We start from the raw sequence: 16293 nt of genomic DNA on the forward strand, positions 1-16293 counted from the left end.
TGGGGATTCACGCAATGGCCATCTTGGGGTAAGTATTAAGGTCACTATGAACCGCCGCGACATCATCAAAGGTAGCATCGCCGCCAGCGCCGCTCTCGCCTTGCCAGTATTGCCTGCCAAACTTGCGGCCCAACCGCGCGCGGGTTCTGCGCGTGACAGAGTGTTGTTCGACATTGCCAAACGCGAATTGGACCGCGCAGGTGATGCGATCTGGCGTCGCGATATTGTTGGCATTGCCGATTTCGGCGTGCATTCGGCCCAACGGCGATTTTACTTCGTCAACTTAGACCGTGAAGAAGTGAACCCGTTCCACGTCAGCCACGGCACCGGGTCCGATCCAGAACATGATGGCTGGCTCAATTCTTATTCCAACGTTGAAGGATCCAACGCAACCAGCCGCGGCGCCTATGTAACCTGGGAATGGTATCAGGGGCGGTACGGAACCTCCGTGCGCCTTGGCGGATTGGACAGCACCAACGATGCCGCCTTGCGCCGCTATATCGTGATGCACCGTGCGAAATACGCCGAACCTTCGCATATTGAACGCTGGGGTCGATTGGGCCGCTCGAACGGCTGCTTTGCCTTGGGCGAAGAACAGTTTCGGATTGCGCTGCTTAACCTATCGGGCGGGCGATTGTTGTTTGCCGACAGCTTGGGCCTTCAAGAGGATGGCGCGATGTTGTCACGCGAACAACAATTGGCGGCGCTGACGCCGGAAAACCCATCTCCGATGCAGCGTTACAACCCCGGATCGTTCTAAAGCGTAGTCCAGCGGCAGTCGATCGAACTGTCGCTCTCAGAATTGCTTGCACCTGCCCCCCAATCGCCGCGCCTTTTTCACTGAGCGCCGCGATCGTAGTCTGGCAGCAGCTTACTCCCCTGCGAGAGGATTGTTCTCGATTACGATAACCTCATCATCGCTTTCGCCCGAGCGGTTTTGAACGCGTGGGCTATCGAGGCTCGCGAACACTGGCGCATCCCGATCATAGATGTCTTCGAAGGTTTGCAATTCCCCATCGATGTCCGTCGCCATTGTGAAATAGGTGATGTAAGCGGGCATTTCGCGCGTAATCGGAACCTTGGTGTATTCGCCCGATTTTGAAATCGCGACGGCTTCATCGCGGGTCGCGCCGCGTCCCAAAATTGCCATCGCAATCGCCAATTCCAGCGCCCGTTCCGTACGAATACAACCGTGCGACAACGCCCGTCTTTCATTGTTAAACAGGTGACGTGAAGGCGTATCATGGAAGAAAATCGCATGCGGGTTTGGCATTTCCAGCTTCATAAGACCAAGCGAATTGCCCGGTCCCGGTTGTTGCACCACAGTGATCCAACCGCTGTCACTGCGAGTGGCTTTGTATCCGTTACGCCTTGCCCAATCGGGATTGTTCAACACGCGTTCGCCCAATCCTTCGCCGCGCACAATTGATTGGGGGACCGTCCAAGTGGGATTGAAAACAACGCCAGAAACCATCTCGGCCAATTGCGGCGTGGCGGTCCGGCCCGGCTTACCAACGACAGTGCGGTACGTGGCAATGATGTTGTTGCCGACGGTCAATCTCAGTTGGTATTCGGGCACATTGGTGATCAGATATTGCCGACCCAAATCTTGAGCCAACCAACGCCACCGATCCATGTTTGCGCGAATCAACTTACGTTTGACCGCTTCGCTTTCAGGGGTAAGGGCCAATTCTTCCCGCAATCGCGCATAATCGGGATGCGTCGGGTGAAGCGACGCCAAAGTGCCCGCAATGTCGCCGCTTGCCAAAGCTTGGGTCAATAGATCTCCGGTGCGATTGGTGTCGCGATCAGGGTCGACCACAAACCATTGCTCCCGCGCATCCATCGGCGTGCGCCCATCGCGAAAATCTTCGACCAACCAAACGAAATTCTTGGATGCCAACATGTTGAGCGCATCCGATGGTCCCTGTGCGATCAAGGCCTGCAATCCACGCAGGTTGTAGTCGGCCTGATCAAGGCCTTCGCTTTCGATCCCTTCGATCACAGCGATCAACGCGGCAGCATCATCGATGCTCCATGCTTGGACCAGTGGCCCCGGTGGCGAAAGATCGCCTTGAACCATTGGTTCCGAAACCATTTGAGGGAACGCCTCGTCAAAACTGGCGTCAGCCGCCGTTTCGGAGCCTGAAGCCGGGCCAGTTTCTGCCACCGCGTTGTCTTGCGCCAATGCGCCGCTCGCGATCAATGCGGCAGAGGCGATCCCCGCTCCGAAAATGCTGACCAATGTGCGCATAGCTGCTGTCCCGTGTCGTTCCCAATACCCGCAATAATCAATGGCCGGCGCTGCTGTTGCAGGCGGTTTCTACCGTCCAAGATCGAAATATATCCCCGTTTGGCCATCTCTATCAAGCATTGAGCCTGACCCCTCCATGAACCTCAATTATGGGGAACGATTTGAACCCACGCATTGCGTTGATCTTGCCCGGTTTATTCTGCGTGACTGGTTGCCCCGCGCGCTTTAGAGGGGCCAATGATGTCTGACAGCACCCATTCCTCTGTGACGCGGCTCTTGCCATTTGCTGCCGCGGCGGCGGGCGTTGGCCTGCTGTCGTTGATGGACGCTTTTATGAAGGAAGCCGCCTTGGCGACCGGTGCGTACACCGCGACGGTCCTTCGCAGCATTTTTGGGGCCGCCATCATCGCGCCGATTTGGCTGTTGCGCAAAAATGCATGGCCAACCCGCGCGGTTTTTAAATTGCATATGGAACGGGGCATTGTGTCCGCCTTTATGGCCCTCAGCTTCTTCTTCGCTTTGACCAAGCTTCCTTTGGCTGAAGCGATCGCGATCAGTTTTGTCGCTCCGCTCGTTGCCTTGTATTTTGCGCGCATATTCTTGGGAGAGGTGATCCAACCCAAGGCCATCTTTGCCAGCTTGCTCGGCTTTGCTGGAACATTGGTGATAGTTGGTGGGCGGATCGGTCAAAGCACGTTGGACAACGACACGGCGATGGGTCTGGCCGCTTTGCTTTTCTCAGCGCTGCTTTACGCTTATAATTTCATCGTCATCCGACGCCAAAGCCAATTGGCCGGCCCAATTGAAATCGCCACCTTCCATAGCGGTGTCGGCGGGATCGTTCTGCTGCTTTTTGCACCCTTCCTTGGCACTACACCGCTTCCCGATGCATTCGCGCCAATCGGTGCCGCCGCCCTGCTTACCGTGATCGGAGCGATGGCGATGGCGTGGGCCTTTGCGCGCGCAGAGACACAAGCATTGGTTCCGTTTGAATATACTGGCTTTTTATGGGCCAGCTTGTTCGGATGGGTGTTCTTTCGCGAGACCGTTTCACCCACGACCTTGGCGGGGACGGCGTTGATCGTCACTGGGTGCTACCTTGCGACGCGAAAATCCAAACCAGCAACGGCATCGCCGGCGTGATCACAAGCCGTACCCAGCATCATCGATTGAAAGAATGGGGTCGTTCAAATCGACCAAAGAAAATGGTCGGAGCAACGGGGGGGCTTCCTCAGTTGCTCCGACCATCTCCACTTCAAGTAAAGACGATGCCGCAGATACAGACATATCGGCAGCGGGGGGTGGGTTTCGTCTCTAGTTGCAACCCGAAGTGGCTCAGTTCCGTTTGCACAACGCCATGCTGTGCTGCAGATGTTGACCGGTCTTAACGCCGATAGGACTATGAAAAAGCGAGCGCTGCACCAAAGCAGATAAGCACAACCATGACAGCGCCAATGATGCCAGCGGTTAAGCTTGCCTTCTTTGCCAAGATATCTTGACTGTGGTCCATTGCGCTCGCCTCTTTCATATTCCCCAACAAGACTCGGCTCTGCCACAGAGCGATCAAAGAAGTTAAGTAAACACTTGTAACGACCCACGGACAGAGCGTTTGAGTTGTGTTTTCGCGCCATTTTATTCGCAATCGACTCGCAAGAAGCCGAGCACCCCTTGACCTAAGGGGCGCAGTCTAGCAGTTGCCGGACCGAGAATTATCTGCGGACTGGATCACCCCGATCCCCCCGCTTGCGCCCCCATCGAAAAGGGTGGTGCAACCTGGACAGAACAACAAGGACACACACCCGATGACAGCAACCGGCAAGGACACGCTCAACGCCCGCTCAAACCTCTCGGTAAACGGCAAGAATTACGCCTATTACTCGCTTTCCAAAGCGGCAGAGCAATTGGGCGATATTTCGAAGCTGCCGAACTCAATGAAGGTGTTGTTGGAAAACCTTCTGCGTTTTGAAGACGAAGGCTTCACTGTCGGACGTGAACACATCCAAGCGATCGTCGATTGGCAAAAAAACCCGGCAACCGGCAATGAAATTCAATACCGGCCAGCGCGCGTGCTTCTGCAGGATTTCACCGGCGTGCCTTGCGTGGTTGACCTTGCGGCGATGCGCGATGCGATCAAAGAATTGGGCGGCGACACGGCCAAAATTAATCCGCAGGTGCCCGTCAATCTCGTGATCGATCACTCGGTCATGGTGGATGAATTCGGCCATCCCAAAGCGATGGAACAGAATATGGCGCTCGAGTATGAGCGCAACGCGGAACGTTATGACTTCCTCAAATGGGGGTCGAAGAGCTTTGAAAACTTCTCCGCTGTTCCTCCGGGCACAGGGATTTGCCACCAAGTAAACCTTGAGCACATTGCCCAAGGCATTTGGTCGAGCGAAGACGAAAACGGCGAAATGGTCGCCTATCCCGACACATGCGTTGGCACAGACAGCCACACAACCATGATCAACGGCCTTGGCGTGTTGGGTTGGGGTGTCGGCGGCATCGAAGCGGAAGCTGCGATGTTGGGTCAGCCTATCTCGATGCTCATTCCCGAAGTCGTCGGCTTTAAATTGACCGGCGCGATGGCCGAAGGCGTGACCGCTACCGACCTCGTTCTGACTTGCGTGCAAATGCTGCGCGAAGTGGGCGTTGTTGGACGTTTTGTTGAATTTTACGGGCCGGGCGTTGCTACGCTCACCCTCGCCGATCGCGCAACCATCGCCAACATGGCACCGGAATACGGCGCAACCTGTGGTTTCTTCGGCATTGATGACAAGACCATCGATTACATGCGACTAACCGGTCGCAGCGAAGACAATCTCGCACTCGTCGAAGCATACGCCAAAGAACAAGGCATGTGGTTCGATCCAGCGCATGAGCCGATCTTCACCAACACATTGGAATTGGACGTCGCCACTGTGGTGCCCAGTTTGGCCGGACCCAAGCGTCCGCAAGATCGAGTGATCCTTCCCGAAGTGGATGAGCTGTTCAACGGCGACCTCAAAACGCTGTATAAGAAGGACGCCCCTGTGCGGACCCCAGTTGATGGCAAAGACCATGACATTGGAGACGGCGATGTCGTGATTGCAGCCATCACCAGCTGCACCAACACATCCAACCCAGACGTTTTGATCGCAGCGGGTTTAGTCGCGAAGAAAGCCAATGAGCGCGGCATGAAACCAAAGCCATGGGTTAAAACATCGCTCGCCCCGGGCAGCCAAGTCGTGACCGACTACCTCGTGAAATCGGGCCTCCAAGATGATCTTGATGCCATCGGTTTTGACCTCGTGGGCTATGGTTGCACGACCTGCATCGGCAATTCCGGCCCGTTGGCCGCTCCGATCAGTAAAGCGATCAACGGCAACGATATTGTCGCCGCATCAGTTTTGTCGGGCAATCGCAATTTCGAAGGCCGCGTTTCGCAAGATGTGCGCGCCAACTTCCTTGCATCGCCGCCGCTTGTGGTCGCCTATGCGTTGCTGGGCACTGTCACAGAAGACATCACGACCACCCCTCTTGGCCAGGACCAAGACGGCAATGACGTGATGTTGGCTGACCTTTGGCCAACCAACGCCGAAGTGGCCGAAAATCGGGCCGCCAACATTGACCGTTCAATGTTCGAAACCCGTTATGCCAACGTTTATGATGGCGATGAACACTGGCAAGCAATCACAGTGGAGCCATCGGACACGTACAACTGGCGTGCCGGTTCGACCTATGTCGCCAACCCACCATACTTTGAAGGCATGGGAATGGAGCCGGAAGCGGTCGAGGATATTGTGGACGCAAAGCCGCTCGCGATCCTTGGCGATTCCGTCACAACCGACCACATTTCACCTGCTGGCGCGATTAAGGAAGACAGCCCGGCTGGTTCTTACTTGGGCGCCAACCAAGTCGCGAAGAAGGACTTCAACTCCTACGGCTCGCGTCGCGGCAACCACGATGTGATGATGCGCGGAACCTTTGCCAACATCCGGATCAAGAACGAAATGGTTCCCGGCGTCGAAGGCGGTGAAACCACGTATAACGGCGAACAAATGCCGATTTACGACGCTGCAATGAAGCACAAGGCCGACGGCACGCCGTTGATCGTTGTGGGCGGTAAGGAATACGGCACCGGCTCATCGCGTGACTGGGCAGCTAAGGGCACCATCTTGTTGGGTGTGCGCGCGGTTATCGTTGAAAGCTTTGAGCGGATCCACCGTTCCAACTTGGTCGGCATGGGCGTTCTCCCGCTTCAATTCAAAGACGGCGACACGCGCGAAACATTGAACCTTGGTTCTGACGACACGTTCAGTATCAAAGGTTTGGCCGATCTTACACCGGGTCAAGATGTTGAAATCGAAGCGACGCGCGCCGATGGTTCGACATTCACATTCATGGCGCTTTGCCGGATTGATACGGCAAACGAGATGGAATATTACCGCAATGGCGGCATCCTCCATTACGTTCTACGCAAACTGGCCTCTTAAGGTCGGACAATAAAGGACACTGCAATGATCGGTGCACGTTTCGCTTTCTGTTCAAGCTTGGTTTTGGCGATTGTCGCCTGCGCACCCAGCGATGGTCAGGATGAAAAACGTGCGCCGGATTTGCCCGGAGGCTTTGAATTGGCTGCGGTTGATGCGCCGGCTTCGCGCGAATTTGCCGCAGAGCCAATCGACTTCACCAATGCACAATCAGAGGCCGTCGATGTGACGGTCGAAGATCTTGCCGAGCGGTTGAACGAAGGCACTGTTTTCCTCATCGATGTTCGCACCGACGAAGAAGTGGCCGAAGGGATTATCCCTGGCGCGGTTCATATTGCCTTGGATGAATTCGCGCCCAGCCCAGCTTTGTTGGAGCAGGCCGATGGCCGCGACATCGTGATCTATTGCCGGTCGGGCCGCAGATCGGCGATTGCTGCGCGCAATTTGTCCGGTTTCCTAGGTGCGCCCGCCGAACATCTCGGCGACGGTATCAACGGCTGGAAAGCCGCCGGTGAACCGGTTGGGGCATTGTAACCGGCTTTCGATACAACCTTATCGCACACAAAAAGGGCGGCATCCTCATAGAAGGAGCCGCCCTTTTTGTGTGCGATTGCCGCGCCTTATGCGTCGGCGGTTTCGCCTTCGGATTTCACTCCGAATTTCTTACGACCCAAAATAGCCGCTGCGGCAAGGCCGAAGAGGATCATCATAGGTGGCGCAGGAACATCTGTACCACCGCTGGTGCCGCCGCTGCTCGATGAAGAGCTGCTCGACGAAGATGATGAGCTGGATGATGAGGTTGTTCCACCAAAGCTAGACGTTCCGCCCGAAGAGCTGGAGCTGCTTGACGAAGAACCGGACGACGAGCTCGTGCCGCCAAAGCTCGACGTGCTGCCGCCTGAGGTGCTCGACGAACTCGAGCTAGAGCTTGAGCCGGACGACGATGATGTCGTGCCGCCGCTGGTGCCGCCCGATGTGCTTGACGAACCTGAGCTTGAGCTAGAGCCCGAGGAAGAGCTGCTGCCACCGAAGCTGGTCGATCCGCCGCTGCTGCCCGAAGAACTTGAGCTGGAGGATGTCGAAGAGCTCGATGAAGAAGAGGTCGAACCGCCGCTTGTCCCGCCCGAACTGGAACCCGAGCTGGAGCTGGACGAGGAACCCGAAGACGACGATGAACCACCAAAGCTGGAGCTGCCGCCGGAACCGGTGCCGCCCGAAGACGAGCTTGATGACGAGCTGCTTGACGACGAGGACGAGCTCGTTGAGCTGCCCAAATTGCCTGAGCTGCCGCCGCTGGTCGCGCCACCCGAAGACGTGTTGCCGCCGGAACTGGAGCTGGACGAAGACGAGCTTGAAGAAGACGAGCTCGAAGAGCTGCCACCGCTGGTTGCGCCGCCCGACGTGTTGCCGCCAGAGCTAGAGCTTGAGCCGCTCGACGATGAGCTCGACGAGGACGAACCGCTGCTGCCGTTGCCGCCAGAGGTGTTACCGCCGGATGAGCCTGAGCTGGAAGATGAGCTTGAGCTGCTGGAGGAGGACGAACTGGTGGAACCACCATTCGAACCACCACCGCTGGTGTTGCCACCCGACGAGCTTGAGCTGGATGAACTGCTCGACGAAGACGACGATGAGCTAGACGATGTCGAACCACCGTTGGAACCGCCGGACGTGTTGCCGCCGGACGTTGATGTAGAGCTTGAAACGTCGCCCGATGTCGATGTCGATGTAGAGCTCGAAACGTCGCCCGATGTCGAAGTCGAAGTTGAGCTGGAGACGTCACCCGAAGTCGAGCTGGAGACGTTGCCTGATGAAGAGCTGGACACGTTGCCGGATGTCGTGCTCGAAATCGCACCGGTCGAACTGCTGACATTGCCAGAGCTGCTCGACACGTTGCCCGATGAACTCGAAACGTTGCCCGAGCTGCTGGAAACATTCCCAGAGCTGCTCGAAACGCTACCGGTTGAACTGGAAACAGAGCCGGTCGACGTTGAAACGCCGCCGGTTGAGCTTGAAACCGCTCCGGTGGAACTGGAAACGTTGCCCGACGTGGTCGACGAAGTGCTCGAAATACCGCCAGTACTCGACGAAACAGCGCCGGTCGATGAACTGATTGAGCCCGTTGACGAAGTCGATGTTACGCCACCCGTCGTGGACGAAATTGTACCCGAACCGCCGGTGGTTGACGAAATCGTTCCCGAAGAGGTCGAGTTGTCGATGTTGATATCGATATTGATACCGCCGGAAGTGTTGTCACCTCCGGTCGTACCGCCCGATGTGCTGGTGCTACCGCCGCTTGTGCTGGTGCTGGATCCGCCGGACCCGCCAGAGCTTGAGCTGACATCGCCAGACGAACCGCCTGAAGTTGTCGTGGTGGTGGTAACCGAAACGTCACCCGAGGATGACCCGCCCCCACCAAAGAAGCCGCCGAAAAAGCCGCCACCGCCGAATCCACCAAATCCGCCGCTGCCGCCGACAACGATGGGCGCTCCACCGAAGCCGCCGCCGCCGCGAACAGGCGGAAGCGGTGGAAGCGGCGCAGGTGCGTAAGCAACCTGAGCAATCGGTGGGCATTCGGCTGCGTCAATATATGTGCGTGTTGCACCGGCGGGCAGCGGTGCGGTCGCGGCCGCTGTTGCATAGGCTCCTGCGCCGGGACGGGCTGGGCCAATTGGCTGACATTCAATCGTGCGCTCAACAATGCGGCGACGACGAAGTTCAGGTTCGGGCAAAGGAGGAAGGTCGCGAACCCGCGTATCCGTCTTCACGTATCGCGGTTGCGCGACGGGCTGAGCAACGGGAAGCGGTGCCGCTTCGACCAGCTTGCCATCAGAAGCCGTTGTGAATTGGGGATCGTCGGTGACCATCGGCTCAGCCACGCGCACCGCGCCGCCCGTCATAAGGGCAACGCCAGCAGCGGTGGCAGAGAGCTTTGCTACAGCCAGTTTGATCGACATGTGTTTCGAACCTTGTTTTCGTGTCTTGGCTCGATGCGGCCCGCCCGCACCTTCACCAATTCCGATACTCTGATGGGATTGAAGAAGGGTTCACGGCAATGCGGTTAACCATGAATGCAGCCGGCTAACGGGCTCAAAGGGCTCAAAACGCCTGAATTTCAGGGGCCCTGTCCCGTTTTGACACCAAAACAGGACGTCTGGTTAGCCGTTTGGTCAGCCTAGCGGTTCATCAAAAACCTTCATCAGGTCCTTCGAACATGTTGGGTTGTGCGCTCGTCCCCCGAGTCGCTGACGATGCCGGCGCGGACATTTCCAAATGCTCCCACCCTGCATCGTTGAGCATCCTGCCGCGCTCTGTCCGAGCCAACAGGCCGAGTTGAATGAGGTAAGGTTCGATCACCTCTTCAACCGTGTCTTTTTGTTCAGCGAGACCCGCTGCAAGCGCAGCAACGCCGACCGGTCCGCCTTTGTAAGTGGTTGCAATCATGGTGAGATATCGGCGATCCATCGCGTCCAATCCCAACCGATCAATTTCCAACCGGGTTAGCGCTTCGTCCGCAATGGCGCGGGTCACTCGCCCAGATCCGGCGACGTGGGCAAAGTCGCGCACTCGGCGCAGCAATCGCCCGGCCACACGCGGCGTTCCCCGGGATCTGCGCGCAATCTCACGCGCGCCCGCGGGCTCTATATCCAATCCCAACAGCCGAGCCCCACGCGTCACCACCAAATCAAGCTCATCATGGGTGTAAAATTGCAGCCGAACTGGGATGCCAAAACGATCGCGCAGCGGCGTTGTTAGTCGCCCCTGCCGCGTGGTTGCCCCGACCAAAGTGAACGGCGGCAAGTCAATCCGAACACTGCGCGCAGACGGTCCTTCGCCGATCATAATGTCGAGCGCACGGTCCTCCATTGCAGGATACAGCACCTCTTCAACCACAGGATTCAAACGGTGTATCTCATCAATGAACAACACATCATGCGGTTCAAGATTGGTGAGCAGCGCGGCCAAATCTCCCGCTTTTGCGATGACCGGGCCAGAGGTCGCGCGAAAGCCCGCGCCCAATTCGTTTGCAACGATCTGAGCCAGCGTGGTCTTGCCCAACCCTGGGGGGCCGTGGAACAATGTGTGATCCATCGCTTCACCGCGCGACTTGGCGCTTTCGATGAAGACCTTAAGGTTATCGCGCGCGGCCTCTTGCCCGATAAACTCGCCGAGCGATTTCGGTCGCAAAGCCGTGTCCGGATCGCCGGGTTGCGCGTTAGGCGCACCAATTGGCGCGTCAAGATCGTCAAACTCGCTCAAAACGGGTTCACCGTATAACCGTCTTGCTGCAACAGAGCGTGTGCGGTCATGGCGGAGAGATCCATCTCGACCCCTTCGATCAGCTCGTCTGCGCTGACGCCGTTGGCCGCCGCACTTTGTCCGCACACGATAAAGCGCACGCCGTAATCAAGCAGTGCGCGCACCATAGTCTGCGAGCTATTTTCATCGCCTGCGACAAGATCACGCGTCGCACCACCATGCACCACAATCGCAATATTGATCCGATCGGCCGGTACACCGGCGGCGACATGCATATTGATGAAGCGCGCCGCGCTCTCAAATCCGCGATTGCGCGTACCTGGGTCGGCCTTCTTCGCCACGTCAAAGGCGATTGAGAAGCGCGTCAGACTGGGCAGCTCGTTGCCCCCCTCAACCGGCGCATGCGGACCGAATTCTTCGAAGACGGGGCCGGTGCTGAATGCATCCAAGTTGGGTGATTGGGCCGCGAGTGGGCTCGCCAAAGCAAAAACTGAAAGCGAGAAGACAGTGATTCTTGTCATGAATTTTTCTCTAAGAAGGTGGCTCCGATGACTATCGCCAAGAAAGCAATGCCCAATATGCAAAACTGGTAGAAGACGAGAATAAAGAGACCAATCGGGTCCCCATCATTCGCATGATAGGCCCAAAATCCAAACGTTGCGACAACCAAGGCGGCAATCCCCATCGCGCGCTCGTATAGAGGGGCCAGGCACAGAATTGCGACAGGTGCCAATGCAAAAAGTAGAAACACCATCATGAACAAAAATTCTGCAAAGCCTTCTGACAAAGCAAATTCTTCAGCGAACTGCCACGACAGGAACAAGACGTAAGCAAGTAAGACCAAGAGCCGCCATTTAGCGCGCATCACCCAGCCGCCTTTTTCAACGCCACGCGGATAACATCGCCTTCCTCAGCACCTTCACCCAGTGCGGCGACCGCCTGCGCCACAGCTTGCGCTGCGACCGTCGGTTTGAACCCTAAGTTCTCCAGCGCGCTCACCGCATCGCCGCTGGCAGATCCTGCTGGGGCAGCCGCACCGCCGGCCACCATGCCGCCGCCTGGAAGCGCGCCAGCCTTATCCTTCAACTCATTCACGATCCGCCCAGCCAGCTTTGGCCCGACGCCGTTCGCCCGCGCCACGCTGGCCGCGTCACCTGCCGCACAGGCATCGCGCAATTCGCCGGTCGACAGCGCGGATAGGATCGCAAGGCCGACCTTGCTCCCTACGCCCTGAACCTGTGTCAGTAATCGGAACCAATCGCGCTCCGCGCTTTCGGCAAAACCGAGCAGACGCATGTCGTTTTCGCTCACTTGTAGGTCGGTGTGCACAGTGCACGCCTCCCCCACTTCACCCATCGCCGACAGAGTGCGCGCGGAACAATGCACCAAATAGCCGACGCCTTGGACATCGACGATGGCCCAATCCTCGCCCGTTTCATCAAGGCGTCCCGATAGCTTTGCGATCATATAGAGGTTCCGTTGGGCATGGTTTGTTCTTGCGCCATCCAAGGCCGTTTGACCATACCCGGCGCGCCCTTGTCCGCAACATCGACCAATGCCCCCAACCATCCATTCAATCTTCAATTGACCGCCCGCCGCGACCAACGGCGCACCGTTCACCATGTCCGCGCACCATATCGTCGCGCAGGACGATGCGAAATTGCACGCGAATCTCGACACCGGCGACGCAATCGCTAAGGCTGCCCTTTATGAGCTTCAACACATTTGGACGCGCTTTGCGCTTTACTACTTGGGGAGAAAGCCACGGACCGGGATTGGGCGTGGTTTTAGACGGGTGTCCGCCCGGCATTCCTTTGCGCGAAACAGACATTCAACCGTTCATGGATGCGCGTAAACCTGGCACGAGCAAGTTTACGACCCAACGCAAAGAACCCGATCAAGTGCGCATCTTGTCCGGCGTGTTCAACAATGGCGATGGGCAACAGGTGACCACGGGCACCCCGATCCATTTGATGATCGAAAACACCGATCAGCGATCGAAGGACTATTCGGAAATCGCGGCCAGTTATCGTCCTGGTCACGCCGATTACACGTATGACGCCAAATATGGCATTCGTGATTATCGCGGCGGTGGCCGTTCATCCGCGCGCGAAACCGCGGCGCGTGTCGCGGCGGGCGCTGTGGCGCGTTTGATCATTCCAGAAGTCTCTTTCACGACATATGTCTGTGAATTGGGCGGGGATGCGATTGATCGCGACGCCATCAACGCAGATCAAATCGCACAAAATCCATTCTTTTGTCCTGACAGCTGGGCCGCCACCCGGTGGGAAACATTGGTGGATGATGCACGAAAGGCCGGATCATCATTGGGCGCGGTGGTGGAATGCGTGGCCACCGGGGTGCCCGCCGGTTGGGGCGCGCCCGTCTACGCAAAGCTCGACAGCGAATTGGCGGCCGCGATGATGAGCATAAACGCCACAAAGGGCATCGAGATTGGCGACGGGTTCGAAGCTGCACGTCTGACCGGTGAACAAAACGCCGATGCCATGACGCCGGACAAAGATGGCAAACCCATCTACGCCAGCAACCACGCTGGTGGCACCGCAGGCGGGATCTCGACCGGGCAACCGGTGGTGTGCCGCGTTGCGTTCAAACCAACCAGTTCGATCCTAACCCCAGTGCCGTCTATGAACGCAAAGGGCGAGGCCACCGAGGTGCGGACCAAAGGTCGGCATGATCCGTGCGTGGGTATCCGCGGTACGCCGGTTGTAGAAGCGATGATGGCGCTGGTCTTGGCGGATCAGAAACTGCTGCATCGCGGCCAAATGGGCCAATAATTCGGTCAAAACGGTATCACCGCTGGACCGTCCCACAATAGGTCAGAACCCTGATCTCCCTTGTGGTTTCTACGTAGTATGTTAGTCATTTGTTAACGAATCGGGTCGCGAGCCGGGATGCCACTCAGCAATAGTGAGGGTGATCTTGAGCAAATTTTACAGAGGCGACCCGTTACCCGCCGACCTTACCGAATGGTAGACGTCGTCTGGGTTTCAGGATGCCCCATAAGGGGGAATTCAAGATGAAACTTCGTTATTTGGCCGCGTGCTCTTCACTAGCTTTGATGTCAGCCGCTCCGGCATATGCACAAAGCACGTCGAGCGTTGATCAAACTGGCAACGCCAACTCCGTTACAATCGATCAAATCGGATCGAGCAGTTCTGACGTCGATCAAACCGGCGACGATAACGTTGTTACGTCGGACCAAGATGGCGCAGCCAACACCTCCACCATCGCGCAAACCGCGCTTGGTGCGAATGCCAGTCTGGTGCAAGACGGCGACACAAACGCGTCTACCATCACGCAAGACTCGGACACAGCCGCGCCCACCACTCCGAATACATCGGTTTCTCAGTCCGGCGATCTCAACACATCGAATGTTACGCAATCCCTTACCAATGCAAGCGGCGTGAGTTCATCTGTCAGTCAAACAGGGGACAGCAACACTTCCAACCTCACGCAAGTGGCCTCTGGCCCGGGCACCGGATTCCTGACTGCGAATGTTAGTCAAGCAAGCGGCGCAACCTCCACAGTTTTCCAAAGCGCGGTCGGCACCGATGTTCGCAATGGTACAGTTTCGGTTGTCCAATCCGGGGCCAGCACCTCTGACGTTAGCCAGATTTTGGGAGGAGATGCCGGCGCAACGGCCAGTGTCATCCAAAACGGCGACATGCACACATCGACGATCAACCAAACCGCGAGCACGCGGGCGCAAACCACGAATGTCACGCAAAACGGTTCGGACAATGCATCGACGGTTGATTTCGCGGCGGCCAACAACACCGGCGGTACCGTCAATGTGACCCAATCGGGTAGCGGCAACGAATCCGACGTCGATTACACCGCAGGAAGCAACGGCAACGGCACAGTGACCCAAACGGGTGTTGACGGCACATCGACGATGATATTCGATCGGTTCAGCCTAAACGCCACCCTGATCCAAGGCGGCGAGCGGAACAATTCGGACATTGAAATGTCGGGTGGTTTCTCAAATGTTATCTCTGTCACGCAATCGGGCGAAGACAACGATTCCAACATTCTACAAGGGCCCGACAACGGCGGCGTCCGTCAGAATGTAACCATCCTTCAAGACGGTACATTCAACACATCTGATGTTACGCAAGAACGCGTCGGCGACAGCAGCGTGAACGTTGACCAAGCAGGTGATTTGAATACATCAAATGTTGAGCAATCCGGAAGCTCCAACAACTTCAACTCTGCCGATGTTTTCCAGCGCGGAACGAGCAATGCGTCTGACATTGATCAAACCGGCGCAGGCAGCAATGATGCGGAGGTGAGTCAATCTGGCACCGGCTCTTTTGCTGACATCTTCCAAACCGACACAGCCACCGGAAACACTGCGACTGTTACGCAGACGGCAACATCTGGTACGGATACATCGGGCCAAATCTTCCAGACTAGTATCACCAGTGATGCCGACATCACTCAAGGTGGTGGCGTCAACAATGCAGCCGTCATCAGCCAAGGCGACACATCATCGGTACTGGGCACAGTGGTCGGCGCCACCAATGCTGATGGTGATATCACGCAAACGGGCGCGGACAACTTCGCATTGCTCGTGCAAGGCGGTTCTGGACAGACCGGCGAAGCCCAGCAATTGGGCTCTACCAACTCGGCCATAATCGACCAGGGCACTCTCAGCGGCAGCGACAGCGACGCCTTCGTTTTGCAAATTGGCCAAAGCGACCAAGCTGAAGTTTCTCAGAACAGCGATGGCAACGAAGCGCTGATTGCCCAATTCGGGACCACAACCGGTAACTTCTCCGTGATCGACCAAGGCTTCTTTGGAGGCGGTAATGACAACTTGGCCGAATCGGTTCAATTGGGCGATGGCAACTTCAGCGCGATCGAACAAAACGTCTCAACAGCGGGCGGCATGAACGACGCTTTTGTCGACCAAGAAGGCACCGGCAATATGAGCTTCATCACACAAGAAGGCTCAATGAACACAGCTGCTGTAGGACAATATGACGGCAGTCTGTCGACCATCACACAAAGCGGTACCGGCAACAGCATCACTGTCACGCAAGGCACCGATCCAACACCGCCACCGCCGCCTGTTATGTAAGAGGCAAAAAGATGGAAGAAATTATGCCGGGCCAACGCAAGTTTGCCCGGCATTTTTTGTGCCGAATTGCGGCAGCATCGAATAATAACCGACCCCAATGTTAGTTGATTGGAGCACGATCGCCTTTGATCGATATAGACAATCAATGCGCCCACATTAATCGATTGGACAGATCAGTCGGTATCCATCATTTTCCTGACATC

At 56.9% G+C, this 16293-nt stretch carries 12 protein-coding genes; 7 read left to right on the top strand and 5 right to left on the bottom strand.

Annotation, left to right across the window (positions count from 1 at the left end):
* The first annotated feature begins 46 nt into the window (after positions 1 to 46).
* Complete coding sequence (locus BQ8290_RS07000; RefSeq protein ID WP_108788802.1) at positions 47 to 760, top strand: murein L,D-transpeptidase catalytic domain-containing protein; 714 nt, start codon at positions 47 to 49, stop codon at positions 758 to 760.
* Between the two features lie 111 nt (positions 761 to 871).
* Here the strand turns inward: BQ8290_RS07000 and BQ8290_RS07005 are convergent, their stop codons facing one another.
* Complete coding sequence (locus BQ8290_RS07005) at positions 872 to 2254, bottom strand: L,D-transpeptidase family protein (protein ID WP_108788804.1); 1383 nt, start codon at positions 2252 to 2254, stop codon at positions 872 to 874.
* Between the two features lie 237 nt (positions 2255 to 2491).
* Between BQ8290_RS07005 and BQ8290_RS07010 the strand changes: the two genes are divergently transcribed.
* From BQ8290_RS07010 to BQ8290_RS15145, 4 genes are all read left to right on the top strand, one after another.
* Entirely contained in the window at positions 2492 to 3397 is a 906-nt protein-coding gene (locus tag BQ8290_RS07010; RefSeq protein WP_337661098.1) for a DMT family transporter, read from the top strand.
* Positions 3398 to 4056: 659 nt separating this feature from the next.
* Entirely contained in the window at positions 4057 to 6729 is a 2673-nt protein-coding gene (gene acnA / locus BQ8290_RS07015) for an aconitate hydratase AcnA (protein WP_108792067.1), read from the top strand.
* 24 nt (positions 6730 to 6753) lie between these two features.
* A complete protein-coding gene (locus tag BQ8290_RS07020) occupies positions 6754 to 7260 on the top strand; it encodes a rhodanese-like domain-containing protein (RefSeq protein ID WP_108788806.1) in 507 nt (168 codons plus the stop codon).
* A gap of 207 nt (positions 7261 to 7467) precedes the next feature.
* On the top strand, positions 7468 to 9273 hold the full coding sequence (locus BQ8290_RS15145) for a hypothetical protein (RefSeq protein ID WP_337661099.1): 1806 nt from the start codon (positions 7468 to 7470) through the stop codon (positions 9271 to 9273).
* Between the two features lie 636 nt (positions 9274 to 9909).
* Here the strand turns inward: BQ8290_RS15145 and ruvB are convergent.
* The 4 genes from ruvB to ruvA are packed head-to-tail and all read right to left on the bottom strand — an operon-like array spanning position 9910 to position 12450.
* Entirely contained in the window at positions 9910 to 10983 is a 1074-nt protein-coding gene (gene ruvB, locus BQ8290_RS07035) for a Holliday junction branch migration DNA helicase RuvB (RefSeq protein ID WP_108788810.1), read from the bottom strand.
* Positions 10980 to 11504 (bottom strand): DsrE family protein, encoded by a 525-nt coding sequence (locus BQ8290_RS07040; protein ID WP_108788812.1) that lies wholly within the window; start codon positions 11502 to 11504, stop codon positions 10980 to 10982. Before BQ8290_RS07040 ends, ruvB begins: the two co-directional genes overlap by 4 nt.
* A complete protein-coding gene (locus BQ8290_RS07045) occupies positions 11501 to 11848 on the bottom strand; it encodes a hypothetical protein (RefSeq protein ID WP_108788814.1) in 348 nt (115 codons plus the stop codon). The genes BQ8290_RS07040 and BQ8290_RS07045 overlap by 4 nt, the downstream gene beginning before the upstream one ends.
* Entirely contained in the window at positions 11848 to 12450 is a 603-nt protein-coding gene (gene ruvA / locus BQ8290_RS07050) for a Holliday junction branch migration protein RuvA (RefSeq protein ID WP_108792071.1), read from the bottom strand. The genes BQ8290_RS07045 and ruvA overlap by 1 nt, the downstream gene beginning before the upstream one ends.
* 242 nt (positions 12451 to 12692) lie before the next feature.
* Between ruvA and aroC the strand changes: the two genes are divergently transcribed.
* Together aroC and BQ8290_RS07060 are read left to right on the top strand one after the other, a co-directional pair.
* The gene (gene aroC / locus BQ8290_RS07055; protein WP_108788816.1) at positions 12693 to 13781 is read left to right on the top strand and encodes a chorismate synthase; all 1089 of its coding nucleotides are present in this window, start codon (positions 12693 to 12695) and stop codon (positions 13779 to 13781) included.
* Between the two features lie 242 nt (positions 13782 to 14023).
* On the top strand, positions 14024 to 16090 hold the full coding sequence (locus tag BQ8290_RS07060) for a beta strand repeat-containing protein (protein WP_337661100.1): 2067 nt from the start codon (positions 14024 to 14026) through the stop codon (positions 16088 to 16090).
* Positions 16091 to 16293: the final 203 nt, after the last annotated feature.

Source organism: Erythrobacter sp. Alg231-14, from assembly GCF_900149685.1.
Classification (GTDB): Bacteria; Pseudomonadota; Alphaproteobacteria; order Sphingomonadales; family Sphingomonadaceae; genus Erythrobacter.